Genomic DNA, 18,906 nt, shown 5'->3' on the forward strand with positions numbered 1-18,906 from the left:
ATGTGGGGCACCGATCCCACGATGTCAGGACACATCCGGCTGTGGAGGGGCGAAGGTGACCAGCGACGGCAGGACCAGGCTGCGCAACTTTATCGGCGGCGAGTACGTGGACGCCAAGGACGGCCGGACCATGGAGGTGGTCGACCCCAGCACCGGTGAGGTGTACGGGGAGGCGCCGGTGTCCGGGGCCGGTGACGTCGACGCAGCCTTCCGCGCCGCCGCCGAGGCGTTCCCGGCCTGGCGGGACGCCACGCCGAAGGACCGCAGCCTCGCGCTCCTGCGCTTCGCGGACGCGGTGGAGGCACGGGCGCAGGACCTGGTCGAGGCCGAGAGCCGCGACACCGGCAAGCCGCTCCAGCTGACCGCCGACGAAGAGATCCCGCCGATGGTGGACAACATCCGCTTCTTCGCGGGAGCCGGACGTGTCCTGGAGGGCAAGGCGTCGGGCGAGTACATGGAGGACCACACCTCCACGATCCGCCGCGAGCCGATCGGGGTGTGCGCCCAGGTCACGCCCTGGAACTACCCGATGATGATGGCGGTCTGGAAGTTCGGCCCCGCCCTCACGGCCGGCAACACCGTCGTCCTGAAGCCTTCCGAGACCACGCCCGCCAGCACGCTGCTGCTCGCCGAGATCGCGGCCGAGTTCCTGCCGCCGGGCGTCTTCAATGTGATCTGCGGCGACCGCGACACCGGCCGCGAGCTGGTCAGGCACCCGGCGCCGCAGATGGTGTCGATCACCGGCAGCGTACGGGCCGGGATGGAGGTCGCGCGGGCCGCCGCCGACGATCTGAAGCGCGTACACCTTGAACTGGGCGGCAAGGCCCCGGTGGTCGTGTTCGACGACGCCGACATCGCGTCCGCCGCCGAGGGCATCGCGGGCGCCGGATACTTCAACGCCGGTCAGGACTGCACCGCCGCCACCCGCGTCCTGGTCGCCGAACGGCTTGCGGACGACTTCACCGCGGCCCTCGCCGAGGCGGCGCGCGGCACCAAGGTCGGCCCGCCGACCCAGGACGACGCCGACTTCGGCCCGGTCAACAACGAGAACCAGCTCTCCCGCGTTCAGGGGTTCCTGGACCGCACGCCGGACCACGCCGAGGTGCTGGCGGGCGGCGAACGGGTCGGCGACCGCGGCTACTTCTTCGCCCCGACCGTCGTCGGCGGCCTCCGCCAGGACGACGAGATGGTCCAGAACGAGATCTTCGGCCCGGTCATCACCGTTCAGCGCTTCTCGGCGGAGGAGCAGGCGATCGAGTGGGCCAACGGCGTGAAGTACGGCCTGGCCGCCAGCGTCTGGACCCGCGACCACGGCCGCGCCATGCGCATGACCAAGGCGCTGGACTTCGGTGCCGTCTGGGTCAACACACACATCCCCTTCGTGTCGGAGATGCCGCACGGCGGCTTCAAGCACTCCGGTTACGGCAAGGACATGTCGCTGTACGGAATCGAGGACTACACCCGCATCAAGCACGTCATGCACTACATCGGCACCTGAGCGACCACAACGGCGCCTGAGCGACCACAACGGCGCCTGAGCGACCACATCAGCACCTGAACGACCACATCAGCACCTGAGCGACCACAACGGCGCCCTGAACGACCGCATCAGCACCTGAACGACCACATCGCCTATCGCCTATAGAGTCCCGCCCCCCGCGTAAGAGGAACCCCGCGACAAAGGAACCACGCCATGACGGAGACCAGGAACGTCCCCGTGCGCGACGACCCGGACGGGCCGGACTCCGCGCTTCCCGCCATCGAGCTCTCTGGCGTGGTCAAGGAGTACCACGCGCATGGAGAGACCGTGATGGCGGTCAGGGGCATCGACGTGACGATCGGGCAGGGGGAGTTCTTCTCCCTGCTCGGCCCGTCCGGCTGCGGCAAGACCACGACGATGCGGATGATCGCGGGCTTCGAGGAGCTCACCGAGGGCTCGGTCTTCCTGCACGGCAAGGACGTCAGCGACGTCCCGGCCAACAAGCGCGACGTCAACATGGTGTTCCAGTCGTACGCGCTGTTCCCGCACATGAGCGTGTTCGAGAACGTCGCGTTCGGCCTCCGCCGCAAGGGCACGCCCAAGGACGAGGTCAAGAAGCGCGTCGGCGAGATCCTGGAGATCGTCGACCTCACCGGCCGCGAGAAGCGGCGGCCGCGGGAGATGTCGGGCGGCCAGCAGCAGCGGGTCGCGCTGGCCCGCGCGCTGGTCAACCGGCCGCGCGCGCTGCTGCTGGACGAGCCGCTCGGCGCGCTGGACCTGAAGCTGCGCCAGCAGATGCAGGTGGAGCTGAAGCGCATCCAGCGCGAGGTCGGCATCACGTTCGTGTACGTCACGCACGACCAGGGCGAGGCGCTGACGATGTCGGACCGGATCGCGGTCATGAACGACGGCAGCATCGAGCAGCTCGGCGCGCCCCGCGACATCTACGAACGGCCCGCGACCAAGTTCGTCGCCGGGTTCATCGGCACGTCCAACCTGCTGACCGGTGAGGTCGGCGAGGTCACCGGCGAGCACGCGATCATCTCCTACGGCGAGGACGAGCGGATCATGGTGCCGCTCGGCACCGGCGCGAGCGCCTCGACGGGCGACCGGCTGGAGCTGACCGTACGGCCGGAGAAGATCGAGATCGGCACCGACCGGCCCGGCGACGAGAACGGCTCGCGCGTGCGCGCCACGGTCTCGGAGGTCGTCTATCTCGGCACGTCCACGAACTACCACGTCACGACCGCCTCCGGCGACGACGTGACGGTCTTCCTGCAGAACGCCACCAACGCCGACGACATCGCCGTGCGCGGCGACGTCGTCTGGCTGTCCTGGGAGCCGCGCCACTCGTACGCGATCGGCACCTCCGACGCCACCACCACCGTGGGCGCGCCATGACCAGCCCCAACCCCCCGGGCGGCCACCACGCGCCCGATCTCCGCAGCGACCCCGCGTTCATCAGGGGCATGACCACCCGCCGCGGCGCCGCAGCGGCGACCCTCGGCGGGCCGATGACCTCGCGCCGCGACGCGTTGCGCCTCTTCGGCGCGTCCGCCGCCGGCCTTGCGCTCGCAGCCTGTTCCATTCCCGGGCAGGGCGGACGCGGGAACGTCACCCAGGCCACCATCAACGCGTACTGGAAGGGCAAGGAGAGCAAGGGCCACGTCAACTGGGCCAACTGGCCGGGCTATATGCAGGACGACCGGGCCACTATCAAGGCGTTCACCAAGGCCACCGGCATCCAGGTGACCTACAAGGAGGTCATCCAGGAGGCCTCCGAGTGGTTCGGCAAGATTCAGGCACCTCTCGCTGCCAACCAGTCCATCGGCTTTGACCTGATGGTCGTCACTACGGGCATCCAGGCGACCAAGTGCATCGAGCTCGGTTACCTTGCCCCGCTTGACCACTCCCGGCTGCAGAGGTTCGAGAAGTACGCCGGTGCGCATTTCAAGAACCAGTCCTACGACCCGGGCAACGCGTTCACCATCCCCTACGAGTCCGGGGTAACCGGCATCGCGTACAACACCAAGTACGTGAAGGAGCCGATCACCAGCATCGCCCAGCTCTTCGACCCCAAGTACAAGGGCAAGGTCGGGATGATGGGCGACTCCCAGGAGCTCGGTAACTTCGGGATGTTCGCGATCGGGGTCGATCCGCAGAAGTCCACCCCCAAGGACTGGGAGGCCGCCGCGCACAAGCTCCGCGAGCAGCGCGAGGCCGGGATCGTACGCAAGTACTACGAGCAGAACTACATCGACGCCGTCACCAAGGGCGACACCTGGCTGACGATGGCCTGGTCCGGGGACGTGTACTCGCTCGCCAGCGACGATGTGAAATTCGTGGTGCCCAAGGAGGGCGGGACGTTGTGGACCGACCTCATGATGATTCCCAAAACGGCGAGCAACCCGGTCGACGCCCTCACGCTGATGGACTGGCTCTACGATCCACGCCAGAACGCCACGCTGACCGAGTTCATCAACTACATCCCGCCCGTCCCGTCGGCGCAGAAGTACGTCCAGGCTGACGCCAACACGGCCACCGGTGATGACAAGGCCGATCTCGAACGGCTCTCCACCAGCCCCCTGGTGTTCCCCTCCGAGGCCGACCTCGCCAAGCTGCGCACCTACCGGGTCCTGACCCAGCAGGAGGAGACGCAGTACCAGAAGATCTTCCTCCCCATCGCGCAGGGAAGCTGAGGGACCGGGATGCGACGTCTCAAGGGGCGGCTGACCCCCTACCTGCTGATGCTCCCCGCCGGGCTGTGGCTCGTGGTCTTCTTCGCGATACCGATGATCTACATGGCGTCGGTGTCGCTGATGACCGGCAACCTGATCGACGGCTGGAAGCAGACCTGGCACTGGCAGAACTACACCGACGGCCTGGACGTGTACGGCGACAAGCTGGTCCGGTCGCTCTGGTACGGGCTGATCGCCACGGTCGCGTGCATCGCGCTCGCCTATCCGGCCGCGTACTGGATCGCGTTCAAGGGCGGGCGGCACAAGTCGACCTGGCTGTTCATGCTGCTGCTGCCGTTCTTCGTTTCGTTCGTGCTGCGGACGGTCGCGTGGAAGCTGGTGCTGACCGACAACGGGCCGGTGCTGTCGCCGCTGAAGAGCTGGGGCCTGCTGCCGAACGACTACCACGTGCTGGACAGCGGCTTCGCGGTGATCTCCGGGCTCACCTACAACTTCCTGCCGTTCATGGTGCTGCCGATCTACGTGGCGCTGGAACGGATCGACTACCGGGTGATCGAGGCCGCCTACGACCTGTACGCGGGGCGGTTCGAGGTGTTCCGGCGGGTGGTCTTCCCGCTGTCGCTGCCGGGCGTGTTCGCCGGGGTCATCATGACGTTCGTCCCGGTGACCTCCGACTACGTGAACGCCTCGGTGCTCGGCGGGCCGGACAACACGATGATCGGCAACGTGATCCAGGCCGAGTACTTCACCAACAGCAACTACGCGTCGGCCTCGGCGCTGTCGTTCACCCTGATGGCGCTGCTGCTGGTCGGGATCTTCGTCTACGCACGGGCGCTCGGGACCGAGGACGTTCTGGAGGCGGCAGGCCGATGACCACCACACTCGCCCCGAACCGGCCGACCCCCGCGCGCCGCCGGCGCCGCCGCTTCCCGCTCCGCGGCAAGGGCCTGCAGGTCTACACCGTCGTTCTCGTCGCGTGGCTGCTGCTGCCGATCGCCGTGATGATCCTCTTCGGGTTCAACGACACGCACAGCAAGCAGAACTTCCAGTGGGAGGGCTTCACGCTCAAGTGGTACCGCCACTTGTTCGACAAGAAGGACCTCACCGACGCGCTGGTCAACTCGATCACGATCGCGCTGCTCACGACCGTGATCGCGACCGTTCTCGGCACGCTGCTGGGCCTGGCCATCGGCCGGTACCGCTTCCGCGGGCAGGGCGTGGCGAACCTGGTCATGTTCGCGGCGATCTCCTGCCCCGAGCTGGTCATGGGCGCCTCGCTGCTGTCGATGTTCGTCGCGACCGAGACCCCGCGCGGCTACCTCACGATCCTCGCCGCGCACGTGATGTTCTCGGTGTCGTTCGTCGCCATCACCGTCCGGGCGCGCGCCGTCGGCCTGGACGCCTCCATCGAGGAGGCGGCCCGCGACCTCGGCGCCGGCCCCTGGGACACCTTCCGCCTGGTCACCCTGCCGATGATCATGCCGGGCGTCCTGTCCGGCGCGCTGCTGGCGTTCGCCCTGTCGGTGGACGACTTCGTCATCACCAACTTCACCAGCGGCGCCACCACGACGTTCCCGCTCTGGGTCTGGGCCTCCACCCGCACCGGCACCCCGCCCCAGGTCAACGTCATGGGCACCCTGATCTTCGCCGTCGGCGTCCTCCTGGCGGCCGTCAACATCGTCGCCGCGCGCCGCCGTTCCCGCCGCACCTAACCTTCGACCGCGCAGACCACCGAACGCCACCGAACATCGTCATCACCGGGCTCCGCCGCGCCGACCTCGGCTCGCAGCCCCGCAGGGAGTTGAAAATGTGAACGCGCTGAAGTCTCTCGCCGAGGCCGAGCCCACCCCGTACTGGCTTGAGGATCCTGGGCGTCCTGAGGCGGGGGCTGCGCTCGTGCGGCGGGAGACCTGCGACCTGGCGGTGGTGGGGGGTGGCTACACCGGGTTGTGGGCCGCCTTGCGGGCCAAGGAACGCGATCCTTCGCTGGACGTGGTGGTGCTGGAGGCCGATCGGATCGGGGCCGCCGCGTCCGGGCGTAACGGCGGGTTCTGCGCGGCCAGCCTTACGCATGGGCTGGGGAACGGGTTGGAGCGCTGGCCTGACGAGATGGCCGCGTTGGAGCGGTTGGGGCGCGACAACCTGCAGGCCATAGGCGAGACCCTGGAACGCTACGGAATCGACGCCGAGTGGGAGCGTACGGGGGAGCTCCATGTGGCGACCGAGGCGTGGCAGGTGCCTGAGCTTGCGGAGGAGGCCGAAGCGGCGCGTGAGCTAGGGCGCGAGCCTGTGCTCATGTCTTCTGCGGAGGTACGGGCTGAGGTCGCCTCGCCTACATATCTGGCCGGCCTGTGGGATCGGGACGGGGTGGCCATGGTCAACCCTGCCAAGCTGGCCTGGGGGCTTGCCGAGGCGTGCCGTTCCCTGGGCGTGCGTATTTACGAGAACACGCGGGTGACCGGGCTGTGTGCCGATCGGCGCCTTCACCTGACCACCCCGTACGGGACGATCGAGGCGCGGCAGGTGGCCTTGGGAACGGGTGTTTTCCCGCCTCTATTGAGGAGGCTGCGGCACTTCCTGGTTCCTGTGTACGACTACGCCTTGGTGACCGAGCCGTTGAGCAAGGAGCAGCGGGAATCGCTTGGCTGGGAACGGCGGCAGGGGCTGGGGGACAGCGCCAACCAGTTCCACTACTACCGGCTGACGAGTGACGACCGGATCCTGTGGGGCGGGTATGACGCGATTTACCACTTCGGTAACGAGATCCATGCGGAGCTGGAGCGGCGGCCTGCCACGTTCGCGACGTTGGCCCGGCACTTCTTCACCACGTTCCCGCAGCTGGAAGGGGTCGGCTTCAGCAACGCGTGGGGCGGGGTCATCGACACGTGCAGCCGCTTCTGCGCGTTCTTCGGAACGGCCTACGACGGGCGGCTCGCCTATGCGGCGGGCTATACCGGCCTCGGGGTCGGGGCTACGCGCTTCGGGGCGGACGTGATGCTGGACCGGCTGGGGGTCGGTCTTGCGGAGGGGGAGGAGACCGAGCGCACGCGGCTCAAGATGGTGCGCTCCAAGCCGATTCCGTTCCCGCCCGAGCCTCTTCGTTACGGAGTCATCGAGCTGACGCGCAGAGAGATTGCGCGTGCGGATCGCAATGCCGGACGCCGTGGCCTCTGGTTGCGGACTCTTGACCGGCTGGGGCTCGGCTTCGATTCATAGACCGCGAGTCTGCGCGTCCGGGCGTTCGCCCGCCTGGGGACCGTCGCCCCCTTTTACGGGGCGACGGTGCGCGTCTTTGGTGCTTGCCCTGCCTTGTAGGTCAGGCTCGGGCGGTCAGTCCAGGTTCGCGTACACGAACGGTACGACGAACGCGATCAGTGCCAGGGCCTCCGCCATCGCGAATCCCAGGATCATGTTCTGCCTGATCACGGCGGTGAGCTCGGGCTGCCTGGCGATGGCGAGGCACCCCATTCCGAAGATCAGGCCGATCGCGATGCCGGGTCCGACGGTGGCGATGCCGAAGGCGACGGCATCGATGTGCCCCTTCACCTCGGCGGCGGCCAGTGGCGCATTGGACATGTGTGATCACCTCACTGTGCGCGAGGCTCTCGCGGTCGCCTGCCGCGTTGCTAAGGAGGATGGCTGCCGAACACGAGGAACCTCGTCTCTGAAATGGATGTTTCGGGGTGATCATGCCCAGTTCGCCGGGACTTCATGATCGGGGCCGTGGGCCGAAACCGGCCGCCCACAGTGACCGAATCTCTGATAAAGCGCTCACGGGGGAGCCACCAGGACGGGGATGGTGAGGGCGATGAGGACGGTCAGGATCCAGAGCGCGGGGGCCGAGCCGAGGACCTGGTCGCGGCGGGCGGTGGCTCGTACGGCCTCGGTCTGGCTGCGGGCGACCCACCAGGGGTTCTCGCGGTGCTCCAGCCAGGCGAAGATCGCGCCGAGGCCGGCGCCGTAGGCCAGGTGGCCGACCAGGCCGGGGAACGCGGTGGCGATGGCGGTCGCGTTCCAGCGGGGTGGCTGGCCGAGCAGCACGGGCAGGAGGGTGAGGGCGCCGAACACCCACCAGAAGAAGCCGTACGACAGGCCCCAGCCGAGCCCGGACGCCAGGTCGTAGCTGCGCCCGCGGAAGAGCAGCGCGTACGAGACGCCGATGATCTGCGCGATGACGAGGTGAACGATCCAGCCGGCGACCTCGCCTTGCGCGCCGACCAGCCGGGCCACGCTGGGCAGGACGTCGACCGTTCCCCAGACGAAGCCGAAGATGATGCCGCCGATGAGGCCGGACAGGGCGCCGTAGGCGAGGACGCGCAGGCCGCGGGTGCTCGTCTCGTGGTGAAGGAGGCGGACGTCGTCCACGAAGAGATTGCGGGCCAGGCCTCCGAGCCAGCCGAAGATGGCCGCGATGCCTGCGCCCGCCAGGAGGTACGGGGGTAGGCGGGTGGTGGCCGCCGCGATGGTCGGCTGGGACCAGTCCAGGCGATTGCCGTCCAGGAGGGGCGGGAGGGTGAGGCTTACCACCACCCACCAGAGGAAGCCGTAGGCCGTACCGCGGATGAGGGCCGGGCCGGTGCCTTCCGCCTTGCCGGTGAAGACGAGCGGGTAGCCGATCCCCATGCACACGGCCACGGCGGGCAGCCACCCTAGGCGGGCCCCAGCACCGACGCCGAACGAGAGGACGAGGAGGCCGCCGACTATGGCGGCGGCTATCAAGCCGCGGAGGAGGGTTCGGGGCCGCAGGTGTTCGCGGGCCACGGCGGCGGCTTTGCCGTCGCGGTGAAGGAGCGCGAACGCGACGGCGGTGACCGCGCCGTAGTAGAGGTGGCCGAGCAGGCTTGGAAGGGACGCTTGGGCGGTCTTGAGGCTCCATGTCATAGGGAGGCCGGACAGGAGGGGGAGGAGCGTCAGCGTTCCTAGGAACCACCAGAACATGCCGTACGCCAGGCCCCAGAAGAGGAGTTCGCTGGACCGGATCTGCTGATGTACGACCAGCAGGCCGAAGACCGCGCCGACGACGACCGCGATCGCCATGTGCAGCGCGAAGCCCACCCAGGGCACGTCCGACCGTACGAGAGCGGCGACTGTGGGGAGGGCGCCCAGGGAGGCCATCGCCCCGCCGAAGACAAGGCCTCCCGCGATACCCGCGAGCGCGCCGGGAAGCGCACCGTTCCGCAGGTAGGAGGTGGGCGTGCCCTCGCGGACGGGCACGGGGGAAACCGCGGTGGTCATCGCCCCTCCCGTACGGGCGCAGGGGCCTCAGCCGAGGACGAGTGGGCCGGGGGAGAGGTGACGACGATGTCGCGTGGGAAGACCAGGTCCAAGCCCCAGTCGAGCAGGACCCTAACCCTGCGTTCGATGCCGGGAAGCTTGGCGAGGTAGATGCCCCGCCACATCAGCCAGGCGATCAGGCCCGAGAAGGGGCGGCCACGGATTTCCCCGGCGGCCGTGCGGTGGCCTAGCGCGACGAAGATGCCGATGGTGGCGAAGCGGAACGGCTTGGGGCGGCGCTTGCGGACGACCGCTGCGATGTTCTCGGCGACGGCCTTGCCCTCGCGCATCGCGTGCTGAGCGGTCGGCGGGTACGGGTTGCCGCCCGCGTCGGGAATCTGGGCGCAGTCGCCGATCGCCCACACGCCTTCGAGTTCGAATGCGCGCAGTGTGGCGTCCACGATCACCGACCCGCCACGGCCGCGTTCGCCGGGCAACGAGGCGAGTAGAGGGCTCGGGCGGTTGCCCGCGGTCCACACAAATGTGGCGGTCGGGATCACCGATCCGTCGTTCAGGCGTACGTCACCCGCTGAAGCGGAGGCCGCGCGGACGCCGAGACGGAAGTTGATCCCGCGCGCCTCCAGCTTGCCCAGCGCGTACGCGCCGAGGCGTTCCGACAGCTCGGGCAGGATACGCCGGCCAGAGTGGATCAGGATGAAGCGCGGCTCGTCCGGGTCGATGCCGGGGTAGAAGTGCAGGACGTCGTGGGTGAGGTCGTACAGCTCGGCGACCGCCTCGGTGCCCGCGAACCCGCCGCCCGCGACCACGAACGTCAGCATCCGGGCGCGTTCGGCGGGATCGGTCTCCTGGTCCGCGCGCTCCAGCATCGTCAGTACCTGGTCGCGCAGCAGGGCGGCGTCCGCGAGCGACTTGAGCGTGAACGCGTGCTCGGCCATCCCGGGCAGGTCCAGGAAGTGCGGGACCGACCCGACCGCGAGCACCAGATGGTCGTACGGCACGTCCTCGTCGCCGAGCCGGACCGTGCGCCGGGCGACGTCGAGTGCCGTGACGCGGCCGTGCCGGAAGCGGGTGTGCGGGACGGCCGCGCGGACCGGCGCGCTGATGTGCTGCGCCTCCAGCCCGCCCGAGGCGACCTCGGCGAGCATCGGTGTGAACAGCAGGAAGTTGGAGTCGCTGATCAGCGTGACCGCGAAGCGCTGCCCGCGCAGGTTGAGGCGTTCGAACCGCCGCGCCGCGCTCACGCCGCCGAACCCGCCGCCGACGATCACCACCCGCGCCGACGGCTCCCGCTTCTTCCCGGCGGGCTCCACTTCACCGACCCTGACCCTGACCAGGTGGAACAGCGCCCCGGCGAGCGTGCCCTGCAGCAGCGAGCCGACCAGCTCCGGGTAGGCGGCCGTCGCCGCGGCGATCGACCAGGCCGGCGTGCGCCCGTGTAGGAGCGGATCGACGGTCAGCCACCACACCACCCAGCCGAGCAGGCCGAGCAGCAGCCCGCCCGCCGCCGACACCGCGGGCCCGTACGGCCGCCGCCCGACGACCGCGCCGAGCAGGCTGCCGGTGATCGCCGCATAGAGCGCGAACGCGGCCCACGAGTGCGTGCCGTGGGACTCCAGAAGCCCCTGCCACGACATCAGCGCGCCGAACGCCAGGCCCGACGCCAGGCCGCTGCCGACCCCGAACAGCAGCGCCGCCCGGCCGCCCGGTGCCGTAGGTCCGTACTCCTGAAGCCGCATGTCGCCCACCGCCCGCCTCAGCGTTGAGCGTCGCACGAACCGCAGACCCTGTCCCAGGCAGCCGGACCCTCTCGCAGGCCAGGAACGGTCAGGCCCGGTTCGCGACTCTGGCTGTAACGGTGGTGGCGAGGGCCGCGGCCCTGACGGCGCTGTTGATGGAGGTCTCGCCGCGCATCCCCGGGGCGGCGACCATGTCACCTACCAGGTAGATACCGTTGCCCCGGTCGATGGCGGGCCGGTCGCGCCAGGTCTGCCCGGGCAGGTCCAGGGCGCCGGTCCGTCCCTTGGCGATGGCGGTGCGCTGGAACGTGACGCGGTCGGACCAGTTCGGCAGGAGCTGGTCGGCGAACGAACGCAGACGTTCGTGCGTGCGTTCATGGGCTTCCCCTTCCCTCACCGGCATTTGAAGCTGGTAGAGGGACTCGCCCTTGGGTGCGATGGTGTCGTCCTGCATGGTGTAGCACTCGTGGAACCCGCCCTCGTCCAGGTCGAACGCCAGGTTCAGGTCCTTGCGATTGAGACTGACACCTATGTCCAGCAGGGCCGCGTTCCCGCTGGTCCACGCCAACCCCTCCTCGCCGAGCAACCTGCCCGCCGAGGCCAAGTCGGTCGCGATGATGACGGGCCCGTCCTCTGGGAGGGCATCGACCCGCGTTCCGGTCTCGATCCGTACGCCCAGCTCCTCCGCGCGTGCCTCCATGCGATCCAGCACGGTCTGCCAGCCGCCGCGCACCCACCGGATGCCGGGCACGTTCGGCCCCAGCACTCGCTGGAACAGGTCCCAGACGAACGCCGCAGACAGACGCCCGGTGTCCGCGTCATAGGTGACCACGCTGATGGCGTTGGCGATGTGCCGCGCGGTGTCCTCGCCCCATCTGCCGGAGGCCCACGCATGGAAGTCCTCGTCGACCGGCGCCTTCAGCCACTTGCGGGACTGGGCGCGCAGCACTCCCACCGGCGGCGCAAGCCGCAGCTTCCCGCCGGTCCGAAACCGCAACCGCGTGAAGGCCGCCGGGGACGGCCACCCGAGACCCTTCACGAAGCCCCGTTCCGCCAGCCACGTGTAGTGCGGCCCGTCCGCGTAGAAGACATGCGCCCCGTCATGGGTCACATAGGGCGCGGGCGTCGCTCGCCCGCGTCCGCCAAGGGTCTTGTGCGCCTCGTACAGAACGACTTGGGAGCCGCCCTCCGCGGATGCGATCGCAGCGGTCAGCCCGCCGATGCCACCACCGATGACAGTGATTCTGTTGGTCATGCCGTCAAGGACGCAGCACCCATTCGTCCTGTGACACGACGCCCCCGAGCTTCTCCGGATTCACCACGAGATAGCAGGCGCTCACCACCCCGTCGGTCACCTGCAGCTGGAAATGCACGATCGGCCGTTCGCCCGCCACGACCTGGATCGCCGGCCCCGCGTTCGCCATGACCATCCTGTACTCGGTCTGCGCGCGGTCCTCCACGCCCACCGACGCGAGGAACGACCCGGTCAGCTGCATGATCTTGAGCACGAACCGCGCCACCTGCTCGGCCCCGACGATCGCCCGGCGCGGCGCGACCGCGTTCCCGCCGCTGTCGGGGATCAGCCGAACGTCCGGCGCGAGCAGTTCCATCAGCCCCTGGACGCCGCCGTTCAGGCACGCCGCGACGAACCGGTCGGTCACCTCGCGCCACGTCTCCGGATCGACCTCGAACCGAGGCCGCCCCTCCCGCACATGCGCCCGTGCCCGCGTCGCCAGCTGCCGTACGGCCGCCTCGTTCTTCTCCAGCGCCGCCGCGATCTCCGGATACCCGAACTCGAAGACGTCCCGCAGTACGAAGACAGCCCGTTCCAAAGGCGACAGGCTCTCAAGCACGACCAACAGGGCCATCGAAACGGACTCGGCCCGTTCAACGCCCTCGGCCACGTCCCCGGCCACGTCCTCGCTGGTCATCAGCGGCTCGGGAAGCCACTCGCCCACATAGGTCTCCCGCCGGGCCTGCACCCGCCGTAGCCGGTCGATCGCCAGCCGCGTCGTCACGGTGACCAGGAAGGCTTCGGGATCCTCGACCTCGTCCTCGGCCTTCGCCCACCGCAGCCAGGCCTCCTGCACCACGTCCTCGGCGTCGGTGACCCGGCCCAGCACCCGATAGGCCACGCCCATCATCATGTCCCGATGCGCGGCGAAGACCTCGCTCATCGCGGCCCGGCCACGCCCTTCGACAGCACCGGCCGCCCAACGAGCAGCTCAACCTCTGCGATGACGTCGCCCAACAGGGGCCCGGCCGCCGCCATGGCCGCGCTGTCACGATGCAGCTCGAACGCCTCCTGGTCCGCGTAGATCTCCGACACCCAGAAGAGATCGGCATCGTCACCGGACCGGTTGACCACATAAGACAGCGTGCCCGGCTCCTTCTCGACCGCCTCGAACACGCCCCGGAACGCGGCGACGAAGTCCTCGCCCCGGCCCGCCTTCACCTTGACTCGGGACAACAAAGCGACCTGGGCCATAAAGGAAGCACCTCCGATCCCCGGATCATAACTTTGAAGAAAGTCCGGGAGGTGTGTCGGGTCGGGGCGGTGGTGTTCGTGGAAGGGGTGAGGCCGCCACAAGGCGCGGCACGACCAAGGAGACACCATGACTGCCACCTACACCTTCGACATCTTCTCCACGCTCGATGGCTTCGCCAACCACAAGGGCGACTGGGGCGGCTACTGGGGCAAGCAGGGGCCCGAATTCCTCGCGCACCGCGCCGCCGCCTACCGCGACCCGCTGCGCATGGTGCTCGGGGCCACGACCTACTCGTCGAACGCCCCGTTCCTCAGCCCGGGCTTTGACCGCGGCCTGTTCGACGGGTGGATCACGCGCATGTTCGACTCTCCGGTCACGGTGCTCTCCAGCAAGCTGACCGAGCCGCTCAACTGGCCGGGCACCACCATCGAGTCCGGCGATCCGATCGAGGTGGTCAAGCGGCTCAAGGCCGAATCCGACGTGCCGCTGCGCTCCCACGGCAGCCTGACGCTCAACCGTGCGCTGCTGAACGCGGGCCTGGTCGACACCATCGAGGTGACGGTCTTCCCGGTGATCTCCGGGGCGACCGGCGTGGACCGGATCTTCGACGGTGCGGACGACTTCGACCTGGAGCTGATCGAGGCCCGGACCTTCGACCGCGACACGCAGGTGCTGACCTACCGCCCGACCCGGCACGGCTGAACGTCAGCGATGCCCCTGCCCCAGATGCCGAGCGAGAGTCTCCAAGGCCGCGGTCACCTCGCCCGCGACCTTGGAGTCATCGTTTCCGAGCGCCTGCGCCAGAGCCGCGTCGATCGTCGTCGCGCGGACCTCGGCGACGCGGTCGGAGATCTTGTCGGCCTTGCGGATCAGAGTGCGCCTGCGATCCGCCGGATCCACGGTCGTGACGATGGAGCCCGCCTCCCGCAACCGGGCGACGGCCGCCGACACCGCGCTCTGCGGTAGCCCGGTACGCCCCGCGATCTCTCCCACCGTGCTGTCGGTGTTCTCCAGAACGTCGCTGGCCACGACCATGACCGCCCGGTGCCCGCCGCCCTCGATCCCGTCCGTGGGCAGCGCGTCCTCGCCGATCTTCATCAGCGTCCGGCCCAGCAGGAACAGCTCCACTCCGTTCATGTGCGCCAGGTTACATCAAAAAAGATGCATCACTCTTGATGCATCACTTCTGATGGATTACTGTCAGAGCCATGAAGACCAACACCCTCCAGGTCCCCGGCGGCGAGCTCTACTACGAGATCCAGGGCGCCGGCCCCCTCCTCCTCATCTCCCAGAGCGGCGAGGGCGACGCCCGCCGCAGCCGGCACCTCGTCGATCGCCTGATCGGGGACTACACGGTCATCACCTACGACCGCCGGGGCCTCGCGCACAGCCGTACCGACGAGCCCGCGACCATGGCCACCCACGCCGACGACGTCCACCGCCTCCTGGCCGCGCTGACGAACGAGCCCGTCGCCATGCTCGGCTGCAGCATGGGCGCAGCCATCGGCCTCCACCTGGCCGTACGGCATCCCGAGCAACTGAGCACCCTGGTCGCCCACGAACCCGTCACCCCGTGGATGCTCGGTGCCGCCGAACGCGCCCACCACTGCCGCGAGCTGGAGGAATGCCAAGAGGTCTTCCACCGCGACGGCTGGCAGGCCGCCCTCAAGCCCATGGTGAAGACCCTGGGCATCAACCCCGCCGCCCAAGACCTGGAGCCCGGCGTTCAACTCCCGCCCATCACCCCTGAACGCGCGGCCGGTTTCGCCTACTTCATCGCCCACGACTTCACCGCCGTACGCGAAGACCACCTGGACGCGTCCGCCCTGCAGAAGTCCCCGGTCCGCATCATCCCGGCGACCGGCCGCACCACGCCCCGCCAGGTCTTCGACCACAAATGCGCCGTGGAACTGGCCGCCCTGAGGGGAGTCCCGCTCGAGGAGTTCCCCGGCGGCCACAACGGCAACATGACCCACCCCACCGCCTACGCAGACCGCCTCCGCACGCTCCTGAGTTGAACGCCGGGTGGCCGGGCAGGAAGGCTCTTGTGAGTGATGATCCGGTGGAACGGCTGCGAAAGCTGTGCCTTGGCCTGCCCGAGGTGACCGAACGCCTCAACCACGGGGAGCCGTCGTGGGCGGTCCGCCGGAAGACTCTCGTGACGTACTCCGAGCGCAAGCCGGAGGGCCGCGTCGGGTTCTGGTGCCCGGCGCCACCGGGTGAGCTTGAGGCCCTGGTCGCCTCGGAGCCCGAACGCTTCTTCCAGCCTCCGTTCGGCGGACCGGGCTGGCTCGGGGTCTACCTGGACGTACCGGTGGACTGGGCCGAGGTCCGCGAGATCGTCATCGAGGCCTACCGCCTGATCGCCCCGAAGAAGCTGCGAGAGAAATTGTCGTAGGGACTCGGCAGACTCGTTCGGTGGCCAAGTGGGAAGAGTTCGAACGCGAGGCAGCCGATCTCGCCGGGGTCGTCCGAGCGCGGTTTGAGGCCGCTGACACGCATGTGCTGGCGACGCTTCGGGTGGACGGGTCGCCGCGCGTGAGCGGGACCGAGGTCGACTTCATGAACGGTGACCTGTCGTTCGGGTCCATGCTCAACGCGAGGAAGGCCCACGACCTGCGACGTGACGGCCGGTGCGCGATCCACGCCCATCCGAGCAGTGACGGGGACGCCAAGGCGACCGGGGCGGCGATCGAGATCACCTCGCCGGAGGAGAAGAAGGCCTATACGACCGGCTCGGAGCCGCCAGGCGACTTTCACGTCTTCCGGCTGGAGTTGCGCGAGGTCGTGGTCACCGGGGTCGAGGGTGACGCGCTGGTCATCCGCCTCTGGCGCCCCGGCCGTCCGGTCGAGACCCTGCGGCGACAGTGACCTTGGGTCCACGAGATCCAGGGCCCGCGCCCACTTGTGGAGCGCCACCTCGTGGGGTGCCACGAAGTCGAACGCACTCCTTCATCGTTCGGTCTCGTTGGGTTTGGGGCCGAGCCGGGCCCACACATACTTGCCGCCGAGGGCGTCCGTCGGCTCCCAGCCGCATTCGTTGGAAACGGCTCGGGTGATCAGTAGTCCCCGGCCGCCATCGGACGCGAGGTCCATTTCTCGCTCCTCCGGAAGCCCCGGGCCGTCGTCCCACACCGTCACGTTCACTTGTCCGTCCGCCTCGCGAACGAGGAACAGGATGATGGCGTCGGCGTGGCTCTCCAGCGAGTTGGTCACCAGTTCCGACGTCACCAGTACGACGTCATCGACAAGGCAGTCGAGCGCCCACTCCTCCAGGGCGGCTTTGGTCAATGTCCTCGCCGCTTTCACCGCCTGCGGTCGGACCGAAAGGGGCACGGCGAAATAGGGCCTGGCGGCGGCCGAGGGGCTCTTGTCCACGGGGGGTTGTCCTCACGCGAAAACCGATGGTGGCGGCACTTCACAACCTTGTTGGTTCTCCTGACAGAGTGTCGTCGTCCGGTTACCTTTGCGCTGTCTTGTGAGGGAGACGAGAGTCATGGAGGGCCGATGCAAGGCATCGCAGAGTCGATTGATCCGCTGGGCGGCCTATGGTCCATGCTGGCCGTTCAGCTGCGAGAACTCAGGAAGCGGCACGGCCTGTCACAGGCGGCCGTGGGGCGCCTCGTGAACGTTGATCATAAGACGGTCTCGAATTGGGAGGCCGGGCGTAACCATCCGCCCGTGGACGCCCTGCGCACTCTCGACGAGGAGTGGAAGACCGGGCAGCTGCTCGAATGCATTCACCACTACGCCAACACCATGCAGGCTCCAGCCAGGTTTCTCGCCGTCGTCGAGTACGAGGCCATGGCCGATGTGATCAGGATGAACGGTGTCGCGTTCATCCCCGGCCTTCTCCAGACCCCCGAGTACGCCCGAGAAGTTTTCACGATGGCTGGCATTGCAGACGTCGAAGGGCAGGTCGCACGGCGAATCGAGCGGCAAGCGGTTCTCACTCGCGAGAATCCGCCCTACGTCTCCATCCTGCTCTCAGAGGTGGCGATCCGACTCATCCCACCGGCCCTGCGAGAGGGGCAGCTCAGGAGACTGCTGGAGGTCGCCGAACTTCCCCACGTCACGCTCCGGATATTCACTCTTGAAGCGGGTCTTCAGGTGGGACTCGACGGCGAGTTCTATCTCTTCTCCACCCCGCACCGAGAAGTCGGGTTTGTCGAGACTGCTGCTCGTGGAAGACTGGTAACCGAGTCAGACGACCTGCGGACACTCGCGGTCGCGTTTGATCGAACCAGCGGGCGCGCACTCTCGCCTGAGGCCACCCGTGACCGCCTCCTAGAGATGATCGAGGGGTAATCGTGACCACATGGCGCAAGTCCAGCCACAGTGCCAGCAGCGGTCAGGAGGACTGTGTGGAGCTGGCTCGGCTCGCCCCGGCGATCGGGGTGCGGGATTCCAAGGCTCCCGGGGCAGGGCACCTGGCGCTGTCGGTCGAGAGTCTTGCTGACCTCGTTGCCCGTGTGAAGCGGAACGAGCTCGACCTTTAGACCACCCCCACAAGCCCAGAGAGCCTCGAGTGCTTCTCGGGGCTCTTTGCGTTCGGCGGTCCCGGGCCGGGAGGGCCGTGACCAGGTCGGCGCGTCTCGAAATGATCTCTTTCGCGGGGAAGAAAGAACCTTCCGGCCTGCAGCCGGTACTCAGTGATCATGATCAATGTGATGAAGGTCGCGGGGTTCGCCGCGGTCGTCAGCCTGGGGCTGGCCGGGTGCTCGTCCGGCTCCGACCCCAAGGCCGCCGACGGCTCCCCGACCACGAGTGCTTCCGCCGCGACGACTGCTCCGGTGGCAGCTCCGGCCTCCGGGGCGACCGCCCCCGGCAACGGAACCAAGGGCACGGCCAAGCAGGGCGGGGCCGTCAACCTGACGGTCTCGAGCGAGCTGCGCAGGTTGCTCGGGGACGTCTACTACGCGGCCACCAAGAAGGAGGCCAAGGACAACGCCTCCGGGATCCGGCGAGACAAGGTCATCGGCCCCGAGCAGGTGTCGTACGGAAAGATCGTGGGCTCGACTCCGGCCAAGGACGTCTTCTACGCCATGGGCAGTACCGGATATTCCGACGACCCGGCGTCGCGCCAGGACGGGCCGCACGTGTGGCGCAAGCGCGGTGCCTCATGGGAGTACCTGGGCGACACCGGCGGGGCCTTCTGCAGCAAGGTGCCGGCGGCGCTCGTCAAGGTGTGGGGCAAAGCCTGCTCCTAGGCGCCGGCACCTCGAAGACCTAACCCCCCACTAACCCTGAACCCCCGAAAGCAGCGT

The 18,906-nt window shown here is 68.4% G+C and carries 21 protein-coding genes; 13 read left to right on the forward strand and 8 right to left on the reverse strand.

All coding sequences use genetic code 11. The features are described from left to right. Positions 1 to 55: 55 nt before the first annotated feature. The 6 genes from J4573_RS51880 to J4573_RS51905 all read left to right on the forward strand — a co-directional run bounded on the left by J4573_RS51880 (position 56) and on the right by J4573_RS51905 (position 7,395). On the forward strand, positions 56 to 1,498 hold the full coding sequence (locus J4573_RS51880; protein WP_208263879.1) for a gamma-aminobutyraldehyde dehydrogenase: 1,443 nt from the start codon (positions 56 to 58) through the stop codon (positions 1,496 to 1,498). Positions 1,499 to 1,693: 195 nt separating this feature from the next. Continuing rightward, positions 1,694 to 2,881 carry an ABC transporter ATP-binding protein gene (locus J4573_RS51885; RefSeq protein ID WP_208263880.1) on the forward strand — a complete coding sequence of 396 codons (1,188 nt, stop codon included), beginning with the start codon at positions 1,694 to 1,696 and terminating at the stop codon, positions 2,879 to 2,881. After that, positions 2,878 to 4,179 (forward strand): ABC transporter substrate-binding protein, encoded by a 1,302-nt coding sequence (locus J4573_RS51890; RefSeq protein WP_243774986.1) that lies wholly within the window; start codon positions 2,878 to 2,880, stop codon positions 4,177 to 4,179. Before J4573_RS51885 ends, J4573_RS51890 begins: the two co-directional genes overlap by 4 nt. Before the next feature lie 9 nt (positions 4,180 to 4,188). Continuing rightward, positions 4,189 to 5,052: an ABC transporter permease gene (locus J4573_RS51895; RefSeq protein WP_208263881.1), complete on the forward strand. Its 864-nt coding sequence runs from the start codon at positions 4,189 to 4,191 to the stop codon at positions 5,050 to 5,052. Further along, the gene (locus J4573_RS51900; RefSeq protein WP_208263882.1) at positions 5,049 to 5,891 is read left to right on the forward strand and encodes an ABC transporter permease; all 843 of its coding nucleotides are present in this window, start codon (positions 5,049 to 5,051) and stop codon (positions 5,889 to 5,891) included. The genes J4573_RS51895 and J4573_RS51900 overlap by 4 nt, the downstream gene beginning before the upstream one ends. Before the next feature lie 97 nt (positions 5,892 to 5,988). Next, the gene (locus J4573_RS51905; RefSeq protein WP_208263883.1) at positions 5,989 to 7,395 is read left to right on the forward strand and encodes an NAD(P)/FAD-dependent oxidoreductase; all 1,407 of its coding nucleotides are present in this window, start codon (positions 5,989 to 5,991) and stop codon (positions 7,393 to 7,395) included. 114 nt (positions 7,396 to 7,509) lie between these two features. Here the strand turns inward: J4573_RS51905 and J4573_RS51910 are convergent, their stop codons facing one another. The 6 genes from J4573_RS51910 to J4573_RS51935 all read right to left on the reverse strand — a co-directional run bounded on the left by J4573_RS51910 (position 7,510) and on the right by J4573_RS51935 (position 13,638). After that, positions 7,510 to 7,755: an ATP synthase subunit C-like protein gene (locus J4573_RS51910; protein WP_208263884.1), complete on the reverse strand. Its 246-nt coding sequence runs from the start codon at positions 7,753 to 7,755 to the stop codon at positions 7,510 to 7,512. A gap of 195 nt (positions 7,756 to 7,950) precedes the next feature. Further along, positions 7,951 to 9,414, reverse strand: a complete 1,464-nt coding sequence (locus tag J4573_RS51915; RefSeq protein WP_208263885.1) for a hypothetical protein — start codon at positions 9,412 to 9,414, stop codon at positions 7,951 to 7,953. Further along, positions 9,411 to 11,150: an NAD(P)/FAD-dependent oxidoreductase gene (locus J4573_RS51920; protein WP_208263886.1), complete on the reverse strand. Its 1,740-nt coding sequence runs from the start codon at positions 11,148 to 11,150 to the stop codon at positions 9,411 to 9,413. The genes J4573_RS51915 and J4573_RS51920 overlap by 4 nt, the downstream gene beginning before the upstream one ends. Positions 11,151 to 11,238: 88 nt before the next feature. Beyond that, complete coding sequence (locus J4573_RS51925) at positions 11,239 to 12,405, reverse strand: FAD-dependent oxidoreductase (protein ID WP_208263887.1); 1,167 nt, start codon at positions 12,403 to 12,405, stop codon at positions 11,239 to 11,241. 4 nt (positions 12,406 to 12,409) lie between these two features. Beyond that, positions 12,410 to 13,327 (reverse strand): RNA polymerase sigma factor SigJ, encoded by a 918-nt coding sequence (sigJ, locus tag J4573_RS51930; RefSeq protein WP_208263888.1) that lies wholly within the window; start codon positions 13,325 to 13,327, stop codon positions 12,410 to 12,412. Beyond that, positions 13,324 to 13,638, reverse strand: coding sequence for a putative quinol monooxygenase (locus J4573_RS51935; protein ID WP_208263889.1), 315 nt, complete (start codon positions 13,636 to 13,638; stop codon positions 13,324 to 13,326). The genes sigJ and J4573_RS51935 overlap by 4 nt, the downstream gene beginning before the upstream one ends. Positions 13,639 to 13,765: 127 nt before the next feature. On the opposite strand from J4573_RS51935, the gene J4573_RS51940 reads away from it, so the two are divergent. Beyond that, complete coding sequence (locus tag J4573_RS51940) at positions 13,766 to 14,341, forward strand: dihydrofolate reductase family protein (RefSeq protein ID WP_208263890.1); 576 nt, start codon at positions 13,766 to 13,768, stop codon at positions 14,339 to 14,341. Positions 14,342 to 14,344: 3 nt separating this feature from the next. Here the strand turns inward: J4573_RS51940 and J4573_RS51945 are convergent, their stop codons facing one another. Next, entirely contained in the window at positions 14,345 to 14,776 is a 432-nt protein-coding gene (locus tag J4573_RS51945; protein ID WP_208263891.1) for a MarR family winged helix-turn-helix transcriptional regulator, read from the reverse strand. Positions 14,777 to 14,847: 71 nt separating this feature from the next. Here J4573_RS51945 and J4573_RS51950 point away from each other — a divergent pair, with 71 nt between their 5' ends. From J4573_RS51950 to J4573_RS51960, 3 genes are read left to right on the forward strand one after another with little or no spacing between them, the layout of a single operon-like run. Beyond that, positions 14,848 to 15,657 (forward strand): alpha/beta fold hydrolase, encoded by an 810-nt coding sequence (locus J4573_RS51950; RefSeq protein WP_208263892.1) that lies wholly within the window; start codon positions 14,848 to 14,850, stop codon positions 15,655 to 15,657. Positions 15,658 to 15,686: 29 nt separating this feature from the next. Further along, positions 15,687 to 16,037, forward strand: coding sequence for an MmcQ/YjbR family DNA-binding protein (locus J4573_RS51955; protein ID WP_208263927.1), 351 nt, complete (start codon positions 15,687 to 15,689; stop codon positions 16,035 to 16,037). Positions 16,038 to 16,057: 20 nt separating this feature from the next. After that, positions 16,058 to 16,510, forward strand: coding sequence for a pyridoxamine 5'-phosphate oxidase family protein (locus tag J4573_RS51960; protein WP_208263893.1), 453 nt, complete (start codon positions 16,058 to 16,060; stop codon positions 16,508 to 16,510). An 81-nt stretch (positions 16,511 to 16,591) separates the two neighbouring features. On the opposite strand, the gene J4573_RS51965 is transcribed toward J4573_RS51960, so the two are convergent. After that, entirely contained in the window at positions 16,592 to 17,017 is a 426-nt protein-coding gene (locus J4573_RS51965; protein ID WP_208263894.1) for an ATP-binding protein, read from the reverse strand. A gap of 129 nt (positions 17,018 to 17,146) precedes the next feature. Between J4573_RS51965 and J4573_RS51970 the strand changes: the two genes are divergently transcribed. The 3 genes from J4573_RS51970 (at position 17,147) to J4573_RS51980 (ending at position 18,849) form a co-directional block, all read left to right on the forward strand. Then, positions 17,147 to 17,947 (forward strand): helix-turn-helix domain-containing protein, encoded by an 801-nt coding sequence (locus J4573_RS51970; protein ID WP_208263895.1) that lies wholly within the window; start codon positions 17,147 to 17,149, stop codon positions 17,945 to 17,947. Positions 17,948 to 17,949: 2 nt separating this feature from the next. Then, complete coding sequence (locus J4573_RS51975) at positions 17,950 to 18,138, forward strand: DUF397 domain-containing protein (RefSeq protein ID WP_208263896.1); 189 nt, start codon at positions 17,950 to 17,952, stop codon at positions 18,136 to 18,138. Between the two features lie 159 nt (positions 18,139 to 18,297). Continuing rightward, positions 18,298 to 18,849: a hypothetical protein gene (locus J4573_RS51980; protein ID WP_208263897.1), complete on the forward strand. Its 552-nt coding sequence runs from the start codon at positions 18,298 to 18,300 to the stop codon at positions 18,847 to 18,849. Positions 18,850 to 18,906: the final 57 nt, after the last annotated feature.

Origin of the sequence: Actinomadura barringtoniae (assembly GCF_017573505.1) — a bacterium.
GTDB lineage: Bacteria > Actinomycetota > Actinomycetes > Streptosporangiales > Streptosporangiaceae > Spirillospora > Spirillospora barringtoniae.